Source organism: Hamadaea sp. NPDC050747 (assembly GCF_040654195.1).
GTDB lineage: Bacteria > Actinomycetota > Actinomycetes > Mycobacteriales > Micromonosporaceae > Hamadaea.
In genome coordinates this window covers 480,582-505,019 of the sequence record NZ_JBFAHM010000002.1, presented here as the reverse complement: position 1 = coordinate 505,019, position 24,438 = coordinate 480,582, and the positions used below count along the sequence as shown (strand labels likewise).

At 69.7% G+C, this 24,438-nt stretch carries 21 protein-coding genes; 10 read left to right on the top strand and 11 right to left on the bottom strand.

Features of this window, described 5'->3' with window-relative positions; translation table 11 throughout:
- Window positions 1-62: 62 nt before the first annotated feature.
- From AB0H43_RS05750 to AB0H43_RS05740, 3 genes are all read right to left on the bottom strand, one after another.
- Complete coding sequence (locus AB0H43_RS05750; protein WP_359997041.1) at window positions 63-1,544, bottom strand: endo-1,4-beta-xylanase; 1,482 nt, start codon at window positions 1,542-1,544, stop codon at window positions 63-65.
- Window positions 1,545-1,853: 309 nt separating this feature from the next.
- Window positions 1,854-2,216: a nuclear transport factor 2 family protein gene (locus AB0H43_RS05745; RefSeq protein ID WP_359997038.1), complete on the bottom strand. Its 363-nt coding sequence runs from the start codon at window positions 2,214-2,216 to the stop codon at window positions 1,854-1,856.
- Window positions 2,105-3,127 carry a DMT family transporter gene (locus AB0H43_RS05740; protein ID WP_359997035.1) on the bottom strand — a complete coding sequence of 341 codons (1,023 nt, stop codon included), beginning with the start codon at window positions 3,125-3,127 and terminating at the stop codon, window positions 2,105-2,107. Before AB0H43_RS05740 ends, AB0H43_RS05745 begins: the two co-directional genes overlap by 112 nt.
- On the opposite strand from AB0H43_RS05740, the gene AB0H43_RS05735 reads away from it, so the two are divergent.
- Window positions 3,090-4,556 (top strand): PLP-dependent aminotransferase family protein, encoded by a 1,467-nt coding sequence (locus tag AB0H43_RS05735; RefSeq protein ID WP_359997032.1) that lies wholly within the window; start codon window positions 3,090-3,092, stop codon window positions 4,554-4,556. The genes AB0H43_RS05740 and AB0H43_RS05735 overlap by 38 nt on opposite strands.
- An 11-nt stretch (window positions 4,557-4,567) precedes the next feature.
- Here AB0H43_RS05735 and AB0H43_RS05730 read toward each other — a convergent pair whose 3' ends face one another.
- The 4 genes from AB0H43_RS05730 to AB0H43_RS05715 are packed head-to-tail and all read right to left on the bottom strand — an operon-like array spanning window position 4,568 to window position 8,240.
- Complete coding sequence (locus tag AB0H43_RS05730) at window positions 4,568-5,929, bottom strand: hypothetical protein (RefSeq protein WP_359997029.1); 1,362 nt, start codon at window positions 5,927-5,929, stop codon at window positions 4,568-4,570.
- Window positions 5,926-6,429: a SigE family RNA polymerase sigma factor gene (locus AB0H43_RS05725; protein WP_359997026.1), complete on the bottom strand. Its 504-nt coding sequence runs from the start codon at window positions 6,427-6,429 to the stop codon at window positions 5,926-5,928. The genes AB0H43_RS05730 and AB0H43_RS05725 overlap by 4 nt, the downstream gene beginning before the upstream one ends.
- A gap of 46 nt (window positions 6,430-6,475) precedes the next feature.
- Window positions 6,476-7,660 carry an FAD-dependent oxidoreductase gene (locus tag AB0H43_RS05720; RefSeq protein ID WP_359997023.1) on the bottom strand — a complete coding sequence of 395 codons (1,185 nt, stop codon included), beginning with the start codon at window positions 7,658-7,660 and terminating at the stop codon, window positions 6,476-6,478.
- Between the two features lie 10 nt (window positions 7,661-7,670).
- Window positions 7,671-8,240: a TetR/AcrR family transcriptional regulator gene (locus AB0H43_RS05715; RefSeq protein WP_359997020.1), complete on the bottom strand. Its 570-nt coding sequence runs from the start codon at window positions 8,238-8,240 to the stop codon at window positions 7,671-7,673.
- A 196-nt stretch (window positions 8,241-8,436) separates the two neighbouring features.
- Between AB0H43_RS05715 and AB0H43_RS05710 the strand changes: the two genes are divergently transcribed.
- The 8 genes from AB0H43_RS05710 (at window position 8,437) to AB0H43_RS05675 (ending at window position 18,186) form a co-directional block, all read left to right on the top strand.
- Complete coding sequence (locus AB0H43_RS05710; protein WP_359997017.1) at window positions 8,437-9,399, top strand: sugar ABC transporter permease; 963 nt, start codon at window positions 8,437-8,439, stop codon at window positions 9,397-9,399.
- Window positions 9,396-10,253, top strand: coding sequence for a carbohydrate ABC transporter permease (locus tag AB0H43_RS05705; protein ID WP_359997014.1), 858 nt, complete (start codon window positions 9,396-9,398; stop codon window positions 10,251-10,253). Before AB0H43_RS05710 ends, AB0H43_RS05705 begins: the two co-directional genes overlap by 4 nt.
- A gap of 27 nt (window positions 10,254-10,280) precedes the next feature.
- Complete coding sequence (locus tag AB0H43_RS05700) at window positions 10,281-11,654, top strand: ABC transporter substrate-binding protein (RefSeq protein ID WP_359997011.1); 1,374 nt, start codon at window positions 10,281-10,283, stop codon at window positions 11,652-11,654.
- A 103-nt stretch (window positions 11,655-11,757) separates the two neighbouring features.
- On the top strand, window positions 11,758-12,504 hold the full coding sequence (locus AB0H43_RS05695) for an aminoglycoside phosphotransferase family protein (protein WP_359997432.1): 747 nt from the start codon (window positions 11,758-11,760) through the stop codon (window positions 12,502-12,504).
- A gap of 341 nt (window positions 12,505-12,845) precedes the next feature.
- Window positions 12,846-13,343, top strand: a complete 498-nt coding sequence (locus AB0H43_RS05690) for a hypothetical protein (protein ID WP_359997009.1) — start codon at window positions 12,846-12,848, stop codon at window positions 13,341-13,343.
- A 65-nt stretch (window positions 13,344-13,408) separates the two neighbouring features.
- Window positions 13,409-15,997, top strand: a complete 2,589-nt coding sequence (locus AB0H43_RS05685; RefSeq protein WP_359997006.1) for a GH25 family lysozyme — start codon at window positions 13,409-13,411, stop codon at window positions 15,995-15,997.
- 258 nt (window positions 15,998-16,255) lie between these two features.
- On the top strand, window positions 16,256-17,491 hold the full coding sequence (locus tag AB0H43_RS05680) for an ATP-binding protein (RefSeq protein ID WP_359997003.1): 1,236 nt from the start codon (window positions 16,256-16,258) through the stop codon (window positions 17,489-17,491).
- Complete coding sequence (locus AB0H43_RS05675) at window positions 17,488-18,186, top strand: LuxR C-terminal-related transcriptional regulator (RefSeq protein ID WP_359997000.1); 699 nt, start codon at window positions 17,488-17,490, stop codon at window positions 18,184-18,186. Before AB0H43_RS05680 ends, AB0H43_RS05675 begins: the two co-directional genes overlap by 4 nt.
- A 41-nt stretch (window positions 18,187-18,227) precedes the next feature.
- On the opposite strand, the gene AB0H43_RS05670 is transcribed toward AB0H43_RS05675, so the two are convergent.
- Both AB0H43_RS05670 and AB0H43_RS05665 read right to left on the bottom strand, forming a co-directional pair.
- Complete coding sequence (locus tag AB0H43_RS05670) at window positions 18,228-18,920, bottom strand: hypothetical protein (RefSeq protein WP_359996997.1); 693 nt, start codon at window positions 18,918-18,920, stop codon at window positions 18,228-18,230.
- 151 nt (window positions 18,921-19,071) lie between these two features.
- Window positions 19,072-20,517: a GGDEF domain-containing protein gene (locus tag AB0H43_RS05665; RefSeq protein ID WP_359996994.1), complete on the bottom strand. Its 1,446-nt coding sequence runs from the start codon at window positions 20,515-20,517 to the stop codon at window positions 19,072-19,074.
- Window positions 20,518-20,702: 185 nt separating this feature from the next.
- Between AB0H43_RS05665 and AB0H43_RS05660 the strand changes: the two genes are divergently transcribed.
- The gene (locus AB0H43_RS05660; RefSeq protein WP_359996991.1) at window positions 20,703-22,295 is read left to right on the top strand and encodes a hypothetical protein; all 1,593 of its coding nucleotides are present in this window, start codon (window positions 20,703-20,705) and stop codon (window positions 22,293-22,295) included.
- 4 nt (window positions 22,296-22,299) lie between these two features.
- Here the strand turns inward: AB0H43_RS05660 and AB0H43_RS05655 are convergent, their stop codons facing one another.
- A complete protein-coding gene (locus AB0H43_RS05655; RefSeq protein WP_359996988.1) occupies window positions 22,300-23,991 on the bottom strand; it encodes a SulP family inorganic anion transporter in 1,692 nt (563 codons plus the stop codon).
- Complete coding sequence (locus AB0H43_RS05650; RefSeq protein WP_359996985.1) at window positions 23,988-24,326, bottom strand: metalloregulator ArsR/SmtB family transcription factor; 339 nt, start codon at window positions 24,324-24,326, stop codon at window positions 23,988-23,990. The genes AB0H43_RS05655 and AB0H43_RS05650 overlap by 4 nt, the downstream gene beginning before the upstream one ends.
- Window positions 24,327-24,438 lie beyond the last annotated feature (112 nt).

The following is a 24,438-nucleotide window of genomic DNA, read 5'->3' as shown; positions in this document are numbered from 1 at the left end:
ACGGCTGATCCGGGAGGAGAGACCGATCAGGCCCCTCCTCCCGGCGTCAGGTGGTTGGGGTATCAGATCCGTACGAGGTGGAACTGCTGGTTGGCCTGCCCGTTGCAGTCGTAGATCTGGACCTGGGCGCCGTTGGCCGTGCTCCAGACGTCGAGGCACCGTCCGGACTGCACACCGGTAATGGTGCCGTTGGAGTTCACGTTCCACTGCTGGTTGGTCTGCCCGTTGCAGCTGTAGATCTGGATAGCCGCGCCGTTGCCCGAACCGGCGGCGTCCAGACACATCGTGCCGTAGACCTGCAGTTGACGACCGGCGGTGTAGGTCCACTGCTGGTTGACCAGGCCGTGGCAGTCGTACAACTGCACCCGGGTGCCGTTGGTGCGTGAGGAGTTCGGCACATCGATACACCGGCCTGATTGCGTACCCACGATCTTGTTCACGCCGCCCGCGGACGAGGTGGGCGACGGGCTGGCCGAGGTCGGCGAGGTCGTCGGCGACGTCGTCGGGCCGGCACCGTTCAGCACGGTGAGAACGGAGGAGTACGCAGCCTTCGCCCGTCCGCTGCTGTCGAACAGCAGCGGGCTCTCACTGGACCGCCAGGAGTCGCTGTCGCGTACGCCCCACACCGTGATGCCGATGCAGCGGGACACGTTCATGCAGGCCTGGGTGAGTCCGGCGTACTGCGACGTGGACGCGTTGGTGACGTCGACCTCGGTCAGCGCCACGTCGACGCCCAGCGCCGCGAAGCTCGACAGCGTGGTCTGGAAGTTGCTCGGCAGCGAACTGCCGCCGGTGAAGTGGGTCTGCAGCCCCACGCAGTCGATCGGCACGCCCCGGGACTTGAAGTCCTGAATCATGCGGTAGACGCCCTGCGTCTTGCCGTACGACCAGTTCTCGATGTTGTAGTCGTTGTAGCACAGCTTCACCGACGGATCGGCCGCGCGAGCGGTGCGGAACGCGACTTCGATCCAGTCGTTGCCCGTGCCCTGCAGGTTGGACTGCCGCCGGCTGCCGTCCTCGTTGAACGCCTCGTTGACGACGTCCCAGGCGGCGAGCTTGCCCTTGTAATGCGCCATCACACCGTTGATGTGATCGATCATCGCCTGACGCAGCGTCGAACCCGACAGGCTCTGCATCCAGCCCGGCTGCTGGGCGTGCCAGGCAAGCGTGTGGCCGCGTACCTTCATGCCGCGCTGGGTGGCCCAGTTGTAGATGTTGTCGCCCGCGCTGAACGTGAACTGCCCGCGCTGGGGCTCGGTGGCGTCGATCTTCATCTCGTTCTCGGCCGTCACCATGTTGAACTCGCGCCCGGCGATCGTCGTATACGTCGAGTCGCCGAGCCGGCCACCCGCGATCGCCGTCCCGAAGTACCGGCCCGACTGGGCGGCCGCCGCACCCAGCGTGCTCGCCGCAGCGTTCGCGTCTGGGATGACCAGCAGAGTGGTCACGACGGCGAGCGCGCTCGTCGCGCCGATGAGCAGGGCCTTGCGGAATCGGGTGGGCGTGCCGGGGGACTCGGCATGTTGAGGAGGACGGATTGTCATCGTGGCCTTCCTTCGAGGTCTGCGCTGCGGCTCGGCAGCGCGTGCCGCATGGGCGTGCGTCGATGGGATCGTGCCACGGTTTCGCTGAGGTTCGCAACCGGGGATTCCGAAATATTTCCGGAAAGAGGATGAGCTGTGGAACCTGCTGCGCCGCTGTGCTTACAGAGCTAGAACCACCAGTTCGGACCAGCGAACGAGCCAATTCCGGTCAGTGGCGGAGGCGTCGAAAGGGACGTTCTGGCGTCGTGAGCGCCGAAAGTTGCGGGCGGGTACCGGAAGGCAAACCGGTACCCGCCCGGCAGTTCCGGGTCACCGGGGGGTCTGCTGGTGGAAGAGGAGTTTCCAGCCCTCGGAGCGCCGGACGTAGGTGCTGCTCAAGAGAGCCGTGTACGCCGGAGAGCCGGTGCGCTGGGCCACCACGGCATAGGTGACCACGCCGACGTCAGGAGTGGGTGACAAGACCCTGATGTCCTGCAGCTCGTAGTAGGACCACGGCTGTCCGGCCATCGCCTTGACGATCGCGGCCCGATCGTCGAGCACCAGTCCGCCAGGCAGCAGCATCAGGACATCGCGGTCGAGGACGCGCTCGTAGAAGTCGGTTGCCTCAGCCGCGGTCGAGGACAACGCGGCCCAGCCTGCTCGTTCGAGGTCGACCAGTTCATTCGCCTGCATCTCGCTCCGTTACCCGTGCCGCCGGCGCCCATGCCGTACGGCTTGCGGAGCTTCAGGTGCGGGAGCGCCAGGCCCGCCGCGACGATGACGACGCCCGCTGTCGCGGCTGCCGGTGGTAGGTGGTGGTCCATCAGGACGGTCGTGGCGAGGGTCGCGAGGGGGAGGACGCCGACGATGATGCCGGCCCGTTCCACGCCCAGCCGCTGCAGCCCGAGGAACCAGGCGAGGAACGCCGCGACGGTGACGAACACCGCCAGGTACGCCAACGCCGCAGCCTCGCTCGGGCTGGGCAGCCGCCAGGCGGCGGTCTCCCCGAGGATCAGCGCTCCGGCCAGCAGCACCGGCACCGCGAGCAGACAGCTGTACGCGGAGACGAGGACGGCGCCGAGGCTGTCCAACATGGGCGCGGCGAGCAGGGAGAACGCCGTCTCGCAGGCGAGCGCGCCCGCGGCGGCGGCCAGACCGATGCCGTCGGTGCGGCCGAATCCCTCGACCAAGGCGGTGCCGGCCACCACGACGGCGGCTGCCACGACGAGGCGGCCGGCGGGTCGTCGCCGGGCGATCAGCGGGCCGAGCACGGCCAGGGCGAGCGGCGCGGCGCCGACCGCGGTTCCGATGACGGCCGGTTCGGCGTGCCGCAGCCCGACCAGGACGCATACGTTGAACAGGGCCAGGCCTGTGACGCCGAGCCCGATGAGCAGGCCGAGATCTCGGCCGGTGGGCCGGGACCGGGTGGGCGGCGGCAACAGCCGAGCGAGTCCGAACAACAGGACCGCGGCTACGGCGTACCGCATCGCCTGTCCGGTCAGCAGCGGATAGTCGATTATCGCCCGGCTGGTCGCCACGGAACTGCCGACGATGACCATGCCGAGGGTGCACAGCGCGTACGCGGTGCGGGCCGAGAACGTCATGATCTCGACGGTAGGCTGCAAGTGGTTCTCGATTAAGGACCAATGGCTGGGAGAATTGGAGGACCACTTGGAGGCGCTCGTCGAGTTCGACAAGCAGGGCCGCGGGGTGGCCGGACGGTTGACCGCCGCCTTGCGTACGGCGATCGAACAACGACGTCTCCCGGCCGGCAGCCGCCTGCCGTCCACCCGTGAACTGGCCGTCGACCTGAGCGTCTCCCGGGGCGTCGTGGTGGAGGCGTACGAACAGCTGGTCGCTGAGGGCTGGCTGGTGGGACGCCGTGGTTCGGGCACCACCGTCGCGGCCGCCGTCCCGATGCGGGAGGCGACGGCGACGGTCGACTTCGTCCCGGTGGGACTGCGTCCCCTGCGGCCCGGCGTACCCGACCTCGGGCTGTTCCCACGCGGCGCCTGGCGTCGTGCGTACGAGCAGGTGCTGACGACGATGACCGACGCGGTCCTGGACTATGGCGATCCCGCCGGACCCCTGGCGGTCCGCGAGCAGCTCGCCGCCTATCTGGGCCGCGTCCGCGCGGCCCGGGTGACCGCCGCGGACCTGCTGTTGACCTCGGGCGCGGCTCAGGCCTTCACGATTTTGTCCCGGATGCTGGCCGCGGCCGGGCACCGCTGCGTGGCCATCGAGGACCCGGGCAGCCGCGGCGTGCACGACCAGCTCGCCACCGCGCTGCCCGTGCTGCCGGTGCCCGTCGACGCTCAGGGCATCGATGTGGACGAGCTGTCGCGCTCAGCGGCGCGCGCCGTCGTGCTCACGCCCGCGCATCAGTTCCCGACCGGCGTCGTGCTGTCGCCCGCGCGGCGCACGCAGGTGATCGCCTGGGCCCGTCGCACCGGCGGGCTCATCATCGAGGACGACTACGACGCGGAGTTCCGCTACGACCGTGATCCGGTCGGCTGCCTGCAGGGCATCGCGCCGGACGTCACCGTCGCCGTCGGCTCCGCGAGCAAGGCGCTCGCTCCGGCGCTGCGCCTCGGCTGGCTGTCCGCGCCGGTCGAGCATCTTCCAGCGATACGCACCCAGCAGCGCTCGATCGACCTCGGTGGCCCGGCACTGGAGCAGTACGCCTTCGCCCACCTGCTGGGCAGTGGTGGCTACGACCGGCACCTGCGGCGTGCCCGGCGCACGTACCGGACGCGCCGCGACGCCCTCGTCGCCGCCCTCACCGAGTTCCTCCCGGGTATGCCGATCCACGGCGTCGCCGCCGGGCTGCATCTGGTGCTGCAACTGCCCGCCGGTGTCGACGACGCGGCCGTCGCGGCGGCCGCGCGCCGAGCCGGGCTGGCGCCGGTGGCGCTGTCGGCGTGCCGGCTCACCGACGGCCACCCGGGTCTGGTCCTCGGCTACGCGGCGCACACGCCCGACGAGCTGACCGCGGCCGTCGCGATCCTGGCCGAGATCGTCCGAAGCGCCTGACCGCCGCAGTTTTACGACGACATCGGCGGGATTCCGCGTCTGCGGGCAGTACGCCGTACCCGACGGACCAGCGCCCAGCCGAGCGTCACCACGAAAGTAACGGGCACCACGACGGCGAGGACGGTGACGAGGCCGAATCGGGGCGGATCGGCGGCCCGGACCTCGCCGGTGGCGAGAGCGGCGTCGGCGATGTCGATCGACATGAGGTTGTGCGGGGCGGTGAGCAGCACCTGATGACCGGTTGCGGTGAGCCGCCACACGGCGACCGAGTGGACATCCTGGTAGTACGTCGTTGGTGGACCGACGGTGCTGCTCGGTTCCCGCTGGTAGACGGCGACGATCGGCTGCCCGCCGGTCCAGCCGAGCAGGCGTACGGCCGCCAGGTCGGGAGCGGTGACCGTCCACTCGGGATCTGCGCTGGTCAGCAGCGGATAACCGGAAAGTTTCGCGGCCAGGTCGACGCCGCGCAGTCGCCAGGTGTCGTCCGTGATCTCCCATGTCATGAGCCGTCCGTCCGGCGCCCAGGCGCCCTTTCCGGCCAGCCAGGCTCGGCCCGGCGTGGCGATCCGGGCGAGCTCCGTCAGGTCGCTTCGCACGACGACGATCTCACCGTCGGCCGCGTACGCGAACAGTCGTCCGTCGGGGGAGAAGGCGGCGTCGAAGCCCGGCATCGATTCGGAGCCGAACGGCGACGGGCTCTTCCGGATCGCTCCGCCGGGAAGGTCGACCAGCCCGAACTGCGGGTACTCCGCGCCGCCGGGAACCACCTTGACGGCCAGGGTGTGCCCGTCGGGCGACCACGCCAACGGTGTCACGTACTCGGTGTCGGAGAACCCCGTCAGCCGGGTCTCCTCACCGGTGCTCAGGTCGAGGATCCCGGCCCGCAGGCCGAAGCCCGAGGGCACCGCGAGGCTGTTGCCGTCGGGGGAGAGCAGGACCTCCTCGCCCGCGTGCACCTCGAATCCGACGCGCATCATCCGATACACGTCGGAGGTCGCGCCCACGACGGCGAGGTCGCCTTCGTCGTCCAGCAGCCGCAGCGGGCGGTCGACGGCGAAACCTGTCCCACCGAACAGCACCGACGCCGGTCCCGGCGGGCTGCCGGTGACGCTCGGCCAGAACGCGGGTGGGAACGCCAGCCGATCAGGGATGGACGGCCGCCCGTCGACCGATCCGATCGGCGGCGGATCCGCCAGAAGTGCGCCCGGAACGCCGGAGGTGGCCAGGATCGCCAGCACGGCGGCGGCGGCGAGACACGCACCCCAGCGCGTACGCCGACGGCGGCGGGCGGTGCGCACCGCCCGCTCGTAGACCGCGTACGCCGGGACGGCGCCGGCTTCGGCACGCAGAGCGTCGCGCAGTTCGGTGATCACGAGGACACCTCCGTCTGAAGACCGGCCGGGAGCAGAGTGCGAAGCCGGGCCAGCGCATCGTGGGTCTGCCGTTTGACCGTCCCGACCGAGCAACCCAGAATCCGGGCGGTCTCCGCCTCGGTGAGATCGTCGTAGAAGCGCAGCACGATCACGGCCCGCTGGCGCGGTGCCAGGTGGGCCAGCGCCTGCACCAGGGCTATCCGGTTCACCGCCTCGGCGGCGAGATCGCCGGCCTGCCTGTGCTCGGGGGCTTCACCGGACAGCCGTTCGGCCGGTCGCCTTCGCCGCCACCAGGAGATCTGCTCCCGATGCATCACCTGGCGCACATACGCCGCCGGATTGCCGTCGCGGATCCGGCGCCAGTGACGATAGGTGCTGGCCAGCGCCGATTGCAGCAGATCCTCGGCCAGCTGATGATCGCCGGTCAGCAGGTACGCCACCCGCGACAGCGCGGGCGAGGACGCCACCACGAACTCCCGGAAACCGTCGTCAGACCTCACAACCCTCTGTAACGCGACCGGGCCGCGGAAAGGTTGGGTGCACCGGTCAGGCCGTGCCGATCGCGATGGTGTCGATCGGCGTGTGGTTCTTGCCGATCAGCGCGGTGCCCAGCCACCGGTCCAGCCCCGGCAGCCGCATCGCCTTGACGGCCAGGCGCCGGAGCCGCACCTGCGTCGGGCTGGCCGGCAGGAACCAGCCGGCGCCCCGGCGGCCGATCCGCTGGCGTTCGGTCACGACCGGGTGCCAGCGGCGTACGAACTCGGCCAGTGAACGATCGACGTCGCCGGACTCGGCCAGTTGACGGCCCAGAACGTAGGCGCCCGCCACCGCCAGGGACGCGCCCTGCCCGGCCAGCAAAGACACCGCGTACGCGGAGTCGCCGAGCAGGAGGACCCGGCCGTCGACCCACTGCCGCATCTCGATCTGGGCGACCTGGTCGTAGTAGATCTCCGAGGCTTCCGGGCACTCCGCCAGCGCAGTCGGGGTCAGCCAGCCCAAGTCGCGATAGGTATGCCGGATGGCCGCGCGAGGATCGGCCGGAAGCGCCGGATCAGGCGCCCGGTGAACGGTGAAGGCCGCCACCCGGCCGTCGCGCAGACCGTAGAAGCCCATCTGCGCGTCGACGCTGTCGGTGAGGAAGAAGCCGTCCGCGACCTGCGCGTGAATGTCCGGATCGTCGAACACGTACGCCGCGGTGTGGAACCCGAGGTAACGGAGGTAAATGCGCTCGGGCCCGAAGATCGCCGTCCGCGTGGCCGAATGAATCCCGTCGGCGCCGATGAGCAGGTCGGCTTCCATCGTCGTGCCGTCGGACAGGACGACGGACACACCGTCGGAGCGGTTGTCGATGTCGGTGACGCTGGTGCCGTAGCGCAGGTCGACCCGATCGGCGACGGCCTCGCGCAGGGCCCGCTCCAGATCGGGACGCATGATGCTGACGATGCCGCCGCTGGCGGCCTTCTCGAACCGCTGGTAGTCCATGCTGGCCCGGACCTCACCACGGTCGTCGACGTAGCTGAACCGCTGGACGTGATATCCGAGCTCCCGGAGCCGGGGCAGCAGCCCCATCCGCTGCGCGGCCTCGTATCCCGGTCCGAAGAAGTCGATCATGTAGCCCTGGTGACGGGGCCCTGGAGCCTTCTCCGCCACCGTCACCTGAGCGCCCAGCTCCGCCAGGCGGTGCGCCACCGCCAAACCGGCGATGCCGGCCCCCACTACGACTGTCCGCATCGTCGTCTCCTCACCTGTCCGTGCTCACCAGCCGGCGCACCGCCGGCCGGATCGCCTCCACGGTCAACTCCGGGCTGAGCGCCTTGTGCAGCACGAATCCGTCGAGCGTCGCCAGGAGCAGGGTGGCGATCGCCGCCGGATCGGCCAGCCCGGCAGCGGCCAGCCACTCGGTCACCTCGGCCCGGAACCGGTCGACGAGCGACCCCAGCGCGATCCGCAACTGCTCGTCCCGGGTGGCGGCCAGGTAGGTCTCGCCGAACAGCAGCGACATCGGGTCCGTGCCGGTGAACCCGCCGAGCACGGTCAGCATCGCGTCCACGCCGTCGGCCGCCGAGGTCGCCTGCTGCAGCATCGGCCCGATGCCGTCGACCATCTCGCCGATCGCGCCCAGCGCCGCGTCGGACAACAACGCCTGAACGGAAGGGAAGTGGTAGTGCACGACGCCGGGCAGCACTCCGGCCCGTTGAGCGACCAGCCGCGTACTCACCGCGGTCCAGCCCACCTCCCCGATCAGCTGAGCTGCCGCGGTCAGCAGCCGCTGCCGGGCTAGGCGTCCCCGCTCCGCCGCCGTCTCCGCCATGCGCCGTCCTCCACTTGGGCGTGCGCCCTGGGCAACTGCCTTGGGCGAATGACCAAATCCTAACGCCCCGGCAGGCAGGACGGCAAGGCTCGATGGACGGGCCGCGACAGGCGAACGGCCAGACTGCTGATCATCGATGTTATATATTCACCTTTTAGTTATCGTTCGTACATCTGGCGTCGGTTAGCTGCCGATCATGGTTGCGGAGATCAAACCGAGCACGGAGCCGCCGCTGCTGGAGTCCTCCGCCGCGGAGCCGAGCCACCGGGCCAGGCGGGGACGGCGTCGCCGGGCGATCCGTGAGGCGGCGATCTTCCTGGCCTTCGCCGTGCCGAACCTGGCGCTGATCGCCGTGTTCACCTACCGCCCGCTCTTGCTCAACATGTACTACTCGACATTGGACTGGACGCTGGGCGCACCGACCGCCCGGCCGGTGGGCCTGGCCAACTACGCCGACTTCTTCCAGTCCGCCGAAGCGGGACAGGTCTTCCTCACGACGGCGGTGTTCACCCTCGCGACCGTGCTGCTGTCGATGGCGCTGGGGCTGCTGGTCGCGCTGGCCCTCAACCGCAAGGTCCGCGGGGCCGGGCTGGCCCGCGCCACGGTGTTCTCCCCGTTCGTGCTGTCCGGGGTGGGCGTCGGGCTCGCCTGGCAGTACATCTTCGACCCCACCGTCGGCGCGCTCGGTGCGATCCTGCGCGGGTTCGGCCTCACCAGCCCGCAGTGGTTCAACAACGAGACGCTGAGCCTGGTGATGGTGGTCCTCGTCTACGTCTGGAAGAACCTCGGCTACGCCGCCGTGATCTATCTGGCCGGCCTGCAGGCGATCTCCTCCGACGTCCTGGAGGCCGCCGCCATCGACGGAGCGAGCGCGCGGCGGAAGTTCTTCTCGGTCGTCTTCCCGTTGCTGTCGCCGACGACCTTCTTCCTCATGGTGACCAGCACCCTCAACTCGCTGCAGGCCTTCGACCTGATCCGGGTCATGACGCCGCTGGGCCGCGGCACCACGACGCTCATCTACGACGCCTATCTGCGGGCGTTCGGTGGCTACAACCAGGCAGGTTATTCGGCGATGCTCTCGACGGTGCTCTTCGGGTTACTGGTGATCCTGACCCTGCTCCAACTGGTCTTCCTCGAGAAGCGGGTGCATTACCGGTGACCGCCGAATCCCGGCCGCTGTCGCGCCGCAACCTCGCCGCCGCGCTGGTCGCCGACTACCTGCCAATCATGCTCGCCATCCTGGTCGTCGTGCTGCCGTTGGCGTACCTGATCCTGTCGTCGTTCAAAGCACCGGCCGACGTCATCACGCAGAAGCTCGTCGTTCTCCCCGACCCGTGGCATCCGGCCAACTACTCCGAGGCGGCGCGGATCGTGCCCTTCCCGCGCCTCTTCCTCAACTCGGCGATCGTGACCGTGGTCGGGGCGGGGATCAAGGTGCTGCTGGCCGTCTTCACCGCCTACGCGCTGGTGTTCGTCCAGTTCCCCGGCCGCAAGTACGTGTTCTGGGCCGTGCTGGCGACGCTCATGGTGCCGCCACAGGTCAGCGTCGTGCCGAACTTCGTGTTCGTCAGCGGCCTCGGCGGGCAGGACACCTACTGGGGCATCATCCTGCCCGGACTGGCCACCGGCTTCGGGACCTTCCTGCTGCGGCAGAGCTTCCTGACCCTGCCCACCGAGGTCATCGACGCCGCACAGGTCGACGGGGCCGGGCACTGGCGGCGCCTGTGGCACATGGTGGTGCCGATGGCCGCGCCGAGCATAGCCACGGTGGCCCTGGTCAACATCGTGTTCGAGTGGAACGACTATCTCTGGCCGCTGGTCATCGTCTCGGACCCGCAGATGATGACCTTGCCGGTGGGGCTGACCCTGTTGCAGAACAGTGAGAACTCGGCCGCCTCCTACGGCATCGTCATGGCTGGCACCGTCATGGTCCTGCTTCCCGTCCTCGTGGTGTTCGCCGCCCTGCAGCGCCACATCGTCACCGGCTTGACCCAAGGCGGCGTCAAGGGGTGATTCCGTCCACCAACCAGGAGGTGCACCGTGTCCCCGTCGCATCCCGCCCGGCAATCGAGTGAACTGAGCAGAAGAGGATTCCTCAGCCTGGCCGCCGCCGGACTGTCCGCGACGGCGTTGTCCGCCTGCAGCGGGCCGTCGACGTCGTCCGGCCCGACCTCCGGCAAGCCGCAGCAGATCGACTTCACCGGCGTCAAGCCGGCCGGCGAGATCACCTTCTGGTCGTCGAACCCCGGGTCCTCCCAGGAGATCACGCAGCAGATCATCGACGCCTTCCACCAGAGCCAGTCCGACATCCGCGTACAGCTGGTGACCGCCGGCTCGAACTACGAGGACATCGCCCAGAAGTTCCAGGCCGCCCAGGCCGGTGGCAAGCTGCCCGACCTGGTGGTGCTGTCGGACGTGTGGTGGTTCCGCTACTACCTGCAGGATTCGATCATCCCGCTGGACTCGTTGTTCACCGCGCTCAACTGGGATACCGGCGACTACCGGGAGCAGCTGCTCACCGACTACAAGTACGACGGCGCGACCTGGGCGATGCCGTGGGCGCGGTCCACGCCGCTCTTCTACTGGAACAAGGCTCACTGGCAGGCGGCTGGCCTGCCGGACCGGGCGCCGACGACGTGGACCGAGTTCGCCGAATGGGCGCCCAAGCTGAAGGCCGCCAACGCGGGCATCCAGAACGCCTTCCAGCTGCCCGCGCTCGCCGGGTACGCCGGTTGGAGCTTCCAGAACGTCCTCTGGGGCTGGGGTGGCAGCTGGTCGGCGAAGGGCACCTTCGACATCACGTGCGACAAGCCGGAATCCGTCGCCGCGTTGCAGTTCCTCGCCGACGCGGTCTACAAGAACAAGTGGTCCGGGGTGGCGGGCAAGGATTCGACCAACGACCTGTCGGCCGGTGCCGTCAGCGCGACCGTCGGGTCGACCGGCAGCCTCGTCGGCATCCTCAAGGTCGCCAAGTTCGACGTCGGCGCCGGATTCCTGCCCGGCGGCCCCGCGGCGACCACACCGGTATGCCCGACTGGAGGCGCCGGAGTCGGCATCCCCAAGAAGATCAAGCCGGAAAACCAGCTCGCCGCCGCGACGTTCATCAAGTTCCTCACGTCGCCGGAGAACACCCTGCGGTTCGCGCAGGCGACCGGATACATGCCGGTACGCAAGTCGGCCGACCCGTCCTCGCTGATCGCCAAGGCGCCGCAGGCGAAGGTGGCGATCGACCAGCTCGCCGCCACGCGCAATCAGGACTGGGCCCGGGTGTTCCTGCCGGGAGCCGACCAGGAGATGGCCAATGCGTGCGCCGCGATCCTCACCAAGAACAGCGAGGTCCCGGGCGAGATGGCCAAGCTGAGGTCCAAACTGGAAGGCATCTACACCTCGCAGGTCAAGCCGCACCTGAAGTGAGCCTGTCGCCGGCGGCCGGTCCTTGGGCCGGCTGCCGGCGCGTCGGCAGGTCAGGGCGGGCCCGCGGCAAATTCGGGTGTCTTCGCAAGTCGTCGCCGCGATAATGACCGGCGTGACTGAGGTCGAGGTCGTCGTGGCGCATGCCGAGCGGGCGACCCTGCGCGTCGGTGACGTGTTCCTGAAGATCGACTCCGATCAGGCGCGTATCGATGTCGAGGTCGAGGCGATGGCGCTGGCGCCGCTTCCGACGCCGACGGTCTTATGGCGCAAGCCGCCGGTGCTAGCGCTCGCCGCGGTGCCGGGGAAGGCCCTCGGCCGACTCGGGCAGCCCTCGACCGCGTCGCCGGAGGCGTGGGCCGCTGCCGGCGCCACCGTGCGACGACTGCACGACGCGCCGCTGCCGCCCTGGCCAGGCCCGAGCCTCGATGGAATAGCGTCCGAACTGGACGCCGAATGCGAGTGGCTCGTCACGAGCGGCGTACTGCCCGCCGACCTGGTCGCCCGCAATCGACAGGTCGCCGAAGCGGCATTGCGACCCTGGACGCCGGCGTTCACCCACGGCGATCTGCAGGTCAGCCACGTCTTCCTCGACGGTGACGAGGTGACCGGCGTCATCGACTGGTCCGAGGCGGCCTCCGGCGACGCCCTCTACGACCTGGCCGTCTTGACGCTGGGACATGAGGAGCACCTCGGTGACGTCCTCGTCGGCTACGGCGCCGACGTCGATCTCGACGTGATCCGCGCGTGGTGGTCGCTACGCAGTCTGCTCGCGATCCGCTGGCTGTCCGAGCACGGCTTCGACCCGACCGCGCCAGGCTGCGAGGTCGACGTGCTTCGGGCGCGGATGTAGGCATGTAGATCGGTCGCTTGGCGACGGTCACCCGGGTCCACGGCAAACTTCGCGGATTCGTGGGGTCACGACGCCCGCGCGAGGGGCGACGATGAAGCAGTTCGATCACCCATTGCCCTCTGATCGTCGGCCAAGTAGGCCGAAGACCAGGGGATTTATCCGTTCACACATCGACTGCCATTGGTTTCGGCTACCGAGTTGTGAGGTGTTTGGGATGAGACGCACACTCGCGCGGATCTGGCGCAGCGCCCGTCTGGGACCGTCCGTGACCATCGTCGGCCGTGGTCGTGCGACCCGGCTCGTCATCGGCTATCCAGCTCAGCCTATCGATTGGAGGCAGGATGTCTGACCCGTCTGACCGGCCGCGGGGCGTACCCCGGCGGGCCGTGCTCTACGGCGCCAGTGCGCTCGTGCCCGGGCTCCTCCTGGGCATCGACGGCACCGGCGCGTCGGCGGCCGTGCCTGGACCACGGGGAAGGTTCTCCGCTGGCGACTATTCGTGGCAGCCGGCGGACACTGCGGGCGCCCAGGCCGTCGGCGTGACGTTCACCCTGACCGCGGGTGGCCGCCCGATGGCCGGTCAGCGGGTCCGGTTCTCGATCAGCGCCGCTGACTCGGTGCGGGCCAGCGTCTGGTTCGAGACGTCGGCGGGGCTGAAGCGGCCGCGTCGGCACGGATACGTCGATCTCGATCTGGACGACGCCGGGAGCGTACGCCTGGACGACCGGCTCCGCGTCGGCCCGGTGCCGACCCGGAACACCGGCGCCGACCCGGTATTGCGTGCCCAACTGGTCGGATCCGAGACCATTCTCGCCGTCGCCCGCATCTCGGTGGCCTGACCCATGACGACGTTCGCGGCGAACCCGCGAGGCGCGTCGCCGCGCTGCGAATCTAGGAGTGAGCGTTGACAAGAACGGTCGCCGGGGCCGAATCATGGGCCCGCCAGCACGTCACCGACGCCGGTGGCGGTGGCTTCTACAACGGCTACAACTGGTCCGGCATGTGCCAGGCGCTGATGTTCCGCGCCTGTGACCTGGCCGGCTCCGCGCCAACCGCGTACCAGGCATATCTTGCCTCCGGACCGGACAATCACGACTACTCGGCCGCGCCCCGGGGTGCGTTCCACTGGTGGGGCGATCCGGGCGACCCGGGGCACGTCGCGCTGGACCTCGACGGCGGCGGCACCCGCTGCCTGATGGCGACCTCCCACCTGTCCGGCGGCGAGGACTTCGCACCCGGCGGCTACTGCATCGGCACACAGTCCGTGGCCCGCTACAACTCGCTGACCGGACTCGTCTACCTGGGTTGGACGCTCGACAACGTCGGCTCCCGCATGGCGGACGTCGGCACGCCCGGCACGGGTGGCAGCTCGTATACGTTGACGACCGAAGATCAGAAGGTTCTGCAAACCCTGGCGCAGCGCGGCGGCTACACCGGCCCGGTCGACGGCGTCATGGGCGTCAACAGCTGGAAAGGTGTGCAGACCGCCGTTCGCGGCTACGGGTACACGGGGCCGATCGACGGCGTACCGGGCACCAACACCTACAAGGCGATCCAGAGCCTTGCTCGCGACGGCGGCTACACCGGTCCCATCGACGGCATCCTCGGACCCAACACGATTCGCGGCGTGGCGACCTGGCTGGCCGCGCATCCGCCGTCGTCGCCGCCCGCGCCGGGCCCCACGCCCGACACCAGCCTGATCTACGGCATCGACGTCGGCACCAGCCAGGCGAGCCTCGACTTCCTGGCCGCCCGCAGCGCGGGATTCCGGTTCTGCGTCGTGAAGTCCGGCGGATCCAACGACGGCACCCATCTGCCCTACACGTCCCCGTACTACGTCCGGCAGGTCGACGCCGCCCGGGCGGCCGGTTTCCTCGTCGGCCACTACTGGATGACGGGCTGGGGGACGGCCTCCGGCGACGCGGACTACTTCCTCGGCCACCTGCACGACTACCGGGCCGGCGATCCGCTGATGATCGACGTCGAAGGAGTCGACCAGAGTCCGGTATGGACGGACGCGCAGACGGCGAGCTTCATCGGCATCGTCAAGGCCCGTCTCGGCGCGACGCCGTTCCTCTACACCTATTCGGCGCTGCTCACCTCGCGTACCTGGACGCAGACCCAGGCGACCGGGGCGAAGCTGTGGATCGCCGACTACGGAGCGCCGGCCGGCAGCCCGCGCATCGGGACCGCCTATCCGACCTGGGCGATCCACCAGTTCAGCAGCTCCGGCTCGGTCAAGGGCGTCACCGTCGACCTGAACCTGGCGAAGGCCGACGCGTTCGGCAGCGCGACCCTGCCACCGGCGGGACCGAACCCGGTGCCCGATCCGGCGCCGGACGTCTCCCTCACCGACGGCGTCACCCTGCAACGGATCGCGCAGCTCGGCGGGTACACGGGGCCGGTCGACGGCGTCCTCGGCCCGAATAGCTGGAAAGGCATTCAGACGCTGCTCACCCAGCTCGGCCTGTACAGCGGGCCGGTCGACGGCGTACCGGGGACGAACACCTACAAGGGACTCCAGTTGCTGGCCCAGCGCGGTGGCTACACCGGTCCGGTCGACGGCGTCCTCGGCCCCAACTCGTACTCGGGGCTGCGCACCTACCTGTCCCAGGTCGACGGCAACGTAAGCATCGCCACCGCGGACGCCAAGACGCTGCAGCAGATCGCGCAGCGGGGCGGCTACACCGGTCCGGTCGACGGCGTCCTGGGCGCCAACAGCTGGAAGGGCGTCCAAGCGGTCCTGTCTGCGGGCGGCTACTACACCGGCCCTGTCGACGGCGTACCCGGGTCGAACACGTACAGCGGTCTGCAGCGGCTGGCGGCCGACTACGGCTACACCGGCCCGATCGACGGCGTACCCGGGACGAACACGTTCGCGGCCCTGCGCACCTACTTGACCGTGACCAGCGGTGGGCCGGGGCCGATCTCGACCGCGGACGGCGCTGTGCTCCAGAAGATCGCCGTGGGTGGTGGGTACACCGGCCCGATCGACGGGGTTCCCGGCGGCAACACCTGGAAGGGTGTCCAGACGGTGCTGCGCGGATACGGCTACAGCGGACCGCTGGACGGCGCCCCCGGCACCACCACCTACAAGGGCCTGCAGACCCTGGCCGCCGCGGGCGGCTACACCGGTCCGATCGACGGTGCGATGGGTGTCAACAGCTGGAAGGGCGTGCAGACCGTGCTACGCCGGTTCGGCTACACCGGGCCGATCGACGGCGTGCCCGGCGCCACCACGTACGCCGCCATGCAGCGCATGGCCAAGCTGGGCGGCTACAGCGGGCCGGTCGACGGAGTGCTGGGGTCCTACAGCTGGCGCGGCATCCAGTCGTGTCTTCGCGGATCCGGCTACTCCGGCCTGATCGACGGTTTGCCCGGCTCGGGGACGTATGTCGCGTTGCAGCGGCTGGCGCAGATCGGCGGCTACACCGGCCCGCTCGACGGCGTACCGGGCACGAACACCTATCGCGCCTTGGCGAACCTGGTGTGATGCTCGTGGTCCTGGTGCGGCCGGGAAGCAAAGGGCCGCACCAGGACCCGGTGACGTCGGCTGATCCTCCGCGAGTCTCGCCTGGCCCCGGGCGGGATGGTGGCCGGTCGGCTGATGGAGAAAGCGCATTCAGCCGATCGCATTGTCGCAGTCGGCGTCGTCCCGCTGAGCCTGTCGAACACCCCCTCGCCTGCAGTACATTGACGGCGCGCTTCGCCGGGGCTGGGCCGGTGAGGCCGACGGCCATTTGGGGGCGCGATGGCGGGGCGGAACGCACTATGGCGTGTCACTGACCTGCCGACGACCAAGGTCGGCGTCGAGCGGGTGTTCACCTACTTCATCGCCGGGGTTCGGTTGGGGACGGTCGCTCAGATGGTCCCCGCGGTCCAGGTCGGCCTGGCCTCCTCGCCACGCGACAGCGCGTACCTGGCTTGCTGGCTGGCGGCGGCCGGTGCGTCGGTCCTGGTGACCGTCGTGACCCTGATCCGCAGACGGCCGCTAGGGGCCGCCGCGTCCACCGCCGACTTCGCGCTGGCCTGCACGCTGCTCGTGCTCGCGCCGCACGTCCTGGCGCCGGGGGAGCGCTTCGGCACCTGGGTCGCCTACCAGCCCGGGTACGCGTTGTCGGTCGTCATCACGGCCAGCGGCGTACGCAGTCTCGTGCTCTGGGCCGGCGGCCTGGTCAGCGTGGTCGTCTGCTACCTGGTGTACCTCGGTGACAACGGCGCCGGGATGACCACCACCGCGATGGGCAACGAGTTGACCTACGTCGTGTACGCCGTGGTGGCCCGCATGTTGTTCAACTACATCCGCCGCATCGCCCATGATGCCGACGCCTCCCGCGCACTGGTCGCCGAGCTGGCTCGCGGCGAGGAGGAACGCCGGGCCCGGGTGCTGATGCACAACGGGGTCGCGGTCATGCAACTGCTGGCGAACTCGACTCCCGGCGGGCCGCGTTCCGGCCTGGCCGATCTCGCCGAGGTGGAGGTGCAGCGGATGCGTGCCTACCTGCGTGGGCGCTCCACTGCGACGGAGGATGACGAACGGGTGGACGGCGGCGGCCCGGTCACTCTCGCTCCGCTGGTGGAACGCATGTGTGATCGGTTCGCCGATCTGCACGCCGATACGCTGCTGGACCTGGGCGCGTCGGTGCGGCTCCCGGCCGGGGACGCGGAGGCTGTCGAAAGCGCGCTGGAGAGCTTGCTGCTCAACGTCCGCGCCCACGCACAAGCCCATAACGTCGTGATCCACCTGGACGAGGACTCTCCCGGACGGTGGGCCTTGACGGTCAGCGACGACGGCATCGGATATGACGCGGACTCGGTGGCGCCCGGTGTGGGACTGCGCGATGTCGTCATCGGTGAATTGCAGCACCGGGGACTCGACGTCGCGATCGCCTCCGCGCCGGGGGAGGGCACTACCGTGACGATCAGCGGATCGTGCCCGCCGTCGGATCAGGGTGAGGGACACGACCGGCTGGCGGACGCCCGATGAGGCCGACGGTCGCGGTCGTCGACGACGCGTCGCTGATCCGCGCGTCGCTGGGGCTGCTGATGCCGGACCTCGATGTCGTGACGGCCACGGCCACGGTGGAGGACCTGCTGGCCACCGCCCCGGCGGTGGATCTGGTGCTGCTCGACCTGCACCTGGTCAACCTCGAACAACAGCCGGACGCCCGGCAGGGGATCGCGGCCATCCGGGCGCTGACCGCTCGGGGCTATCGCATCTGCGTCTACAGCCAGGAGGAACGCCGGTTCGTCCTGGCGGCGTGCATCGCCGCGGGCGCGAGCGGCGTCGTGTCCAAGGCGCTGCCGACCGATCGGGCGCAGCAGATGTTCCTGGAGGTCGCGGCGGGTGGCACGGTCGTACCGCAGTCGGTGGTGGGCATTCTGGAGGTGCTGGTCCGCCGGGACTGCATCACCATGCTCAGCGAACGTCAGCGGCAGATCCTGCACGGCCGGGCGCGTGGCCTCACCTACGCCCAGGTCGCCAAGCAGCTGTTCGTCAGCGAGTCCACGCTGCGCGGGTATTGGCAGGACCTGACCCGGTCGCTGTCGGAGTCGCTGCGGAGCCTGACCGCCGCCGAGATCGAGCGGGCGCTGGGGTTGGCGCCCGGCGACCTGCTGGAATTCTGGTCGCAGGACGCCGCCAGCACCGCCGACTGGTGGCGGATCAGCCGCCCGCGCTAGGGCGTCGCGGGCAGCCGCCGACGACGCCCGTCGGGGGTCGGCTAACGGACCTCGTCGAAGCCGAAGCTGGTGCTCGTCTTCCCCATCGTGATCTTCAGGGTGACGTAACCGGGCTTGCCGTCCTTGGCGTACTTGGTCCAGTACTGGCAGGTGTAGCCGGTGTCGGAGCCGAAGTCGATCACCTTGGCCGCCGGCAGTTCGTCGCACGCGAGCTTGCTGGCGTCGGTACGCCCGGACTCCGCCCCGTACCGCTCGTTCATCAGGTTGTAGATCACCTTGGCGACGAGGAGTCCCTTTGTGGGCTTCTTGGTGTAGCTGAAGACCATGGCCCCGTCGGTGTACCTGTCGCTGATCTTGACCTCGTAGGGCACGTCGACGCCCTGGTAGGTCACCACGCACTCGCTGACCGCGCCGGCCTTCATCGTGATGCCGCCGGCGCAGGTGGCGCTGGTCGTCCCGAGGACGCGCACAGTCGACAGGACGTCCTCGCGCAGGGCGTGCTCGATCTTCTCCCGCACCGGTGCGCTCGCCGCCGGGGCGGGCTTGATCCGCAGCAGGTCGCTGTCGCCGCGGCCGACGACATCGGTCTGCGGTCCGGTGATGGACACGGGCAACGGCGTACCGCCGCTGCTGCCGGCGTCACCGCTGGAATCGGCGGAACTGCTGAAGGGGTTGCAACCGGCCGCCAGCATCCCGGCGAGCACGACTGAGCAGACAGATCTGAGGCTTCGCATGGTCGTGGACTGTAGTGATCGCTTTCCGCCGGCCGTGGCAGTCGCGGACGTGGTAGTTCTCACCAGCTCCTCGGCACGCACGTGACCAGGACGTATTCGGAACACCGAGAACTTCGCGGTTTCGTGGGGTACCGGCCGCGCCGAGGTGCGGCTACGGCCTCGGAAAAGTGCGCTCCACCGGCTGCTCCATCGGGCCCTTGATCGGCACGATCTGCTTCTGCGCGTACATCGCTTCGTCGGCGGCCCGGATCAGGTCGTCGACGTCGGTGCCGTCCCGGGTGGCGGCCTCGCTGACGACCGCGCCCAGGCTCGCGCCTACGCTCACCCCGTCCAGGGAACCTTCGAACGGTTGCGCGAGGGCCGACCGCACGCGTTCCACGGCGCCGGCTACGCGGTCTGGACCGCAGTTGCGCAGCAGGGCCAGGAACTCGTCGCCGCCGAACCGGCCCACGTGGTCGTCGGCGCGGACGCTCTGCCGGAGCCGGTCGGCGATCTCGATGAGCAGGCGATCTCCGGCCGCATGCCCGAAGCGGTCGTTGACTCGCTTGAAGTCGTCGAGATCGCAGAAGATCAGAGTGCAGTCGCGGGGAGACTTCAGCTCCCTGTCGAGCGCCTCGGTGAACGCGCGCCGGTTGAGCAGTCCGGTCAGCGGATCGTGGTCGGCCTCGACGGCCAGTGCGGCGGCGAGCCGGTCCCGGTTGGCCGCCAGCAGGCCGATCCGCAGCATGACCAGCGGCACCATGACCACGCCCACGAGGATGCTGAAGGTCGCGTCGACCGGCTTGCCGATCGCCAGCAGGATCGCGTTGACGATGGCGGGCACGCTGAGGGCCAGGCCCAGCAGGGTGAGCCGGGTGAAGCTCAGGCGGTCGTGGCGCTGGGGCTCGGGCCGGGCCAGCCGGCGCATCGAGGGGTCGAACCCGACGACGGACAGCGCGATGTAGGCGACCATGAACGACATCACCGCGATGATCCGAGCCGGTTGCCCGCCCCAGCCCGTCAGGACGAACCCGGCCAGGTTGAAGGTGAGCGCCACCAGCAGCAGGCGCAGCGCGCGCGTACGGTTCCGATCGGTCTCGACCAGCCGGATCAGCGCGCCCCAGGTGCCGCACAGCAGCAGCACGATCGCGGCGAGGGCGGCCGCCTCGGCCGAGTTCAAGTCGCTCGTGGCCATTCGCGGTTGCAGGATCAGGACCCACATCAGCCCGCCGAGCGAGAAGGCGGCCAGACTGGCGTCGATCAGTCCGCTGTAGTCGTTGCCCCCGCGTTTGATCACCAGCCCGGCCGCGGCGGTGAGAAGCAGCAGGCTGGCCACGGCGTCGATGATGCCTTGGTTGGGCAGCCACAGGTGAATGGTGTTGCCGGCCGCGCCGAGCAGAATCGCGGCGAAGATCAGCCGCCATTGGTTCCGGAGCCGTGACGGGCTGTGCCGCAAGCCGTACAGCGTGGGCAGGATGGCGAGCCAGGAGAACGCGAGGTATATGCCGGTCTGCGCGGATTGGGGCACAGTGGGGATCACCGCCACCGCGCACAGCGCGACCACCAGCGCGGCGGCGGCCAGCCACCGGGGGCGCTGCGGCCTGTGCGCTTCGGGCATAGGTCCAGCCTAGGTTCATTTGCGGGGGTTTCGACCACGTCTCGCTCGGGCAATCGGCTGTGTCGTCGGGGCAGAGATCCGGTGGCCGCGCGAGCGCGGCATCGATCACCTCGGTGTTCGCTCAGCGGAGTCTAGGAGGTGGGACGGAACTTCCCGAAAACCACGTTCTACCGTAGACAGTCATCGTGACGACATCGACGGGGATTGGTGCCGGAAGGTTCGCCCGCGCGCCGTACATCTTGCTCGCAGTGCTGTTCGGTCTGCTGACGGTGTTCGTCGCGACGCAGCACGCGGTCCACGGCCGGGCCTTCGACGAATGGATGCAGGACGACTACGGCCAGCGCGTATTGGCCTTCTACCTCAGCTGGGGGCAGGACCGGTCGTTCCTGGAGATGGCGCCCGAGCTGTACATGCCGCAGCACGGGTCGGCGTACGAGCTGATCGTCGCGGCGGTGCAGAAGCTGACCGGCGAGCAGTGGCGGACGCGGTCGGTGATCGGCGGCGTCACCGGCCTGCTCGGCATCCTGGCGATCGCCCTGTGCGGCCGGGAGGTCGCCGGACCCTGGGGCGCCTTCACCGCGGCGGTCGGTCTGGCGCTCTATCCGCGCTATACCGGCTCGATCTTCAACAACTCCAAGGATGTCCCGTTCACGGTCGCGATGATCGTCGTGCTGTGGCTGGTCTTGCGGACGGTCCGCCGCTGGCAGTCCGGCGAGCGCCGGTTCGAGCTGCTCCAGGACGCCGCCCTCGGCTCGGCGATCGGGTTCGCCGCGGCGATCCGGGTCAACGCGCTGGCCTGGTTCGTGGTGCTGGCCGTGCTGATCGCCGCCTTCTGGATCAGGCGCCGGCCCGAGGGGGCGGAGGCGGTCCGGGCCGAACTGTCGCGTCAGTTCGGCTCATTGCTGCTGATCGTCTCCACCTGCTACCTCGCGATGTCGCTGACCTGGCCGTACCTTCTCGTCCGGCCGGTTTCCGGTGCGCTGGACGCGGTCGCTTCGATGTCGAAGTACCAGTGGAACCACGAGATCCTCTACCTGGGCGCGATGGTCCCCGCGCCCCAGGTGCCCTGGCATTACGCGCCCCTCTGGTTGATCATCGGCTCGCCGCTGCCGCTGATCCTGCTCGTGGTGGCCTCGGCGGGTGCGCCGTGGTGGCGGCGTGGTCCCTCCGACGGGCGTTATCTGGTGCTGGCGGCCTACGTGGCGGTGCCGCTGATCCTGCTGATCGTGCTGCGGCCGACCCTCTACAACTCGCTGCGGCAATTCCTCTACATCGTTCCCGGACTGATCCTGATCGCCACCGGCGTGCTGCTCGCGGTGGTCCGAGCCGTCGCCCGCTCCGGCCGCCTGGCCTGGGCCGCGGCCGTCGTCGGGCTTGCGATCGTCGGGCAGGCCGAGGCCGTCGTGGCCAGTCTCCAGATCTATCCCTATGAGTACGCCTACTTCAGCCCGATCGTCGGCGGGTACGCGAACGCGCGCCACTCCTTCGAGGGGGAGTACTGGGGATCGTGCTCCTCGCAGGCCGCGACCTGGCTGCGACAGCACCACCTCGACTATCCGGTCGCCGAGCCGTCCTTTCAGGACGTCCTCGGGTGGAACACGCTGATCGAGAAGGAGTTGCCCGGCATCACGCCGGTCGGCGACGGCCACCCGGTCTTCCTGATCAGCCGCGAACCCCGCGACGGCTACCGCACGATCCACTCGGTCGTGCTGGCGGGCGAGCAGCTCTGCCAGGTGGCGGTTCGCAGCGACGTGCCGTCGCCGCCGTCCGCCGGCTGACCGGTCACCGTGGTTCGGCGGTCACCGGTGCGCCCGCCGCGACCAGGGTGTGCTTCGACCCCTCGCCCTGGAGGTACGCGCGAGCGGCCGCGATGGCGTGCGGCGTGTCGGGGAAGACCCGGCCTTGCGCGGTGAGCCGGGGCAGGATGCCGATGGCGGCGACGGCCCGGTCGTGGCCGGGGCGCAGACCGGACAGGTAGACGGCGATACCGCGCCGTTCGAGGCGTTCGACGGCGTCCCGGAGCACCGTCGCCCCGGTGCCGTCGATCGTCAGCACGCGCGACATCCGCAGGATCACCACGCGTACGTCGGCGACTTCGGACAGGTCGAGCAGGAAACGGTGGGCGGCGGCGAAGAACAGCGGGCCTTCCAGCCGGTACGCGACGATGTGCTCCCGCAGCAGGGCGGCCTCTTCGTCCTGATGGTCGGTGACGTCGAGGGGCACCGTCTCCAGGGTGGTCGCGCGGGCGATGCGGCGGATCGCCAGGATGCAGGCGAGGACCAGCCCGATGCCGACGGCGGCGACCAGATCGAGGGCCAGGGTGGCGGCAGCTGTCAGCGCCATGATCACCGCGTCGGAGCGGGTGGAACGCGCCAACGCCGCCAGCGAACCGACCTCCACCATGCGTACCGCCGTGGCGAGCAGGACCCCGGCGAGCGCCGCTAGCGGAATGTGCGCCACCAGCGGCGCGGCGGCGAACATGATGACGGCGAGGGTCGCCGCGTGGGTGAGCGACGCGAGCCGCGACTGGGCGCCCGCCCGCACGTTGACGGCGGTACGCGCGATGGCGGCGGTGGCCGGCACGCCGCCGAACAGCGGCGTGACCAGGTTGGCGATGCCCTGGCCGAACAACTCCCGGTCGGGATCGTGCCGCTGCCCGACGCTCATGCCGTCGGCGACCGTCGCCGACAGCAGGCTCTCCAACGCGGCCAGGGCCGCCACGGCCAGCGCGGACGTCAGCAGGCCGGGGACGGCGGCCGGCTCCAGGAAGCCGAGCGTCGGGGCGGGCAGGGTGGCCGGCAGAGCGCCGATGGTGCCGACGGACAGTCCCGACAACGCCGTGGCGAGGGTGGCCGTGGCCACGGCGAGCAGTGAGAACGGAATGGTCGGCCGCCAGCGTGCGCCGATGAGCATGACGGCGGCGACGCCGAGCGCCAGGCCGAGTGCGGCCCAGTGCGGCGTGCGGGCGAAACCGACGACGGCCTGCCAAGCCGCCACGGTGACCTTCTCGCCACCGGACGCCTCGACGCCGAGCGCCGCCGGGACCTGCTGAAGGAAGATGACGGCGGCGATGCCGACGGTGAACCCCTCGACCACGGGAGCGGGCACGTAGCGGACGTACCGACCGGCGCGCATGACGGCCAGGGCGACCAGGAAGACTCCCGCGATCAGCCCGACGGTGAGTACGCCACCTGGCCCGTAACGGTGCACGATCGGGACGAGCACCACGGTCATCGCCCCGGTAGGACCGGAGACCTGCAGGTTCGACCCGCCGAACAGGGCGGCCAGGGCGCCGGCGACGATGGCGGTGGCCAAGCCCGCCGCCGCACCGAGCCCGGAGGACACCCCGAAGCCCAGTGCCAGCGGCAACGCGACGACCGCCACGGTGAGCCCGGCGACCAGATCGGTACGGGGACGGTGCAGCATGCGGGCCAGGTCGGCGCGGGCGGGCAGCAGCCGGGTGAGGGCGCTCATCGGGTGGCGGCCGGTTCGTCGCGCAGCGCCTCAAGCAGCTCCGACTGCCCTTCGATCATCTCGGTGAGGAAGCGCCGCGCCGCCGCCATGAGATCCGCGACGTCCGGTCCGGCCAACTCGTAGACGACGGAGCCGCCGTCCCGGCGGGAGGTCACGATCCCGGCCCGGCGCAGGACCGCCAACTGCTGCGACAGGCTCGACGCCTCGATCTCCACGTCGGCGAGCAGATCGCGGACGGCAAGCGGCCCGTCGCCCAGCAACTCCAGCACCCGGATCCGGACGGGGTGGCCGAGGGTGCGGAAGAACTCCGCCTTCCTCTGATACAGCGGTACCACGCGCGCCCTCCAGCTCACGAGATGCTTGACATGTGCAATTGAACGTTTCTTCAAGTCGGCACACGCCGATGGGGTCTCCTAGTGTGATCCCGGTCATGATTGCCGTACGGTC

Bases quoted from the DNA above. Each gene is read 5' to 3' on its own strand.
- AB0H43_RS05750 (WP_359997041.1), bottom strand. From the start codon at position 1,544: ATGACAATCCGTCCTCCTCAACATGCCGAGTCCCCCGGCACGCCCACC.
- AB0H43_RS05745 (WP_359997038.1), bottom strand. From the start codon at position 2,216: ATGCAGGCGAATGAACTGGTCGACCTCGAACGAGCAGGCTGGGCCGCG.
- AB0H43_RS05740 (WP_359997035.1), bottom strand. From the start codon at position 3,127: ATGACGTTCTCGGCCCGCACCGCGTACGCGCTGTGCACCCTCGGCATG.
- AB0H43_RS05720 (WP_359997023.1), bottom strand. From the start codon at position 7,660: ATGCGGACAGTCGTAGTGGGGGCCGGCATCGCCGGTTTGGCGGTGGCG.
- AB0H43_RS05715 (WP_359997020.1), bottom strand. From the start codon at position 8,240: ATGGCGGAGACGGCGGCGGAGCGGGGACGCCTAGCCCGGCAGCGGCTG.
- AB0H43_RS05710 (WP_359997017.1), top strand. From the start codon at position 8,437: ATGGTTGCGGAGATCAAACCGAGCACGGAGCCGCCGCTGCTGGAGTCC.
- AB0H43_RS05695 (WP_359997432.1), top strand. From the start codon at position 11,758: ATGACCGGCGTGACTGAGGTCGAGGTCGTCGTGGCGCATGCCGAGCGG.
- AB0H43_RS05690 (WP_359997009.1), top strand. From the start codon at position 12,846: ATGTCTGACCCGTCTGACCGGCCGCGGGGCGTACCCCGGCGGGCCGTG.
- AB0H43_RS05680 (WP_359997003.1), top strand. From the start codon at position 16,256: ATGGCGGGGCGGAACGCACTATGGCGTGTCACTGACCTGCCGACGACC.
- AB0H43_RS05675 (WP_359997000.1), top strand. From the start codon at position 17,488: ATGAGGCCGACGGTCGCGGTCGTCGACGACGCGTCGCTGATCCGCGCG.
- AB0H43_RS05670 (WP_359996997.1), bottom strand. From the start codon at position 18,920: ATGCGAAGCCTCAGATCTGTCTGCTCAGTCGTGCTCGCCGGGATGCTG.
- AB0H43_RS05665 (WP_359996994.1), bottom strand. From the start codon at position 20,517: ATGCCCGAAGCGCACAGGCCGCAGCGCCCCCGGTGGCTGGCCGCCGCC.
- AB0H43_RS05655 (WP_359996988.1), bottom strand. From the start codon at position 23,991: ATGAGCGCCCTCACCCGGCTGCTGCCCGCCCGCGCCGACCTGGCCCGC.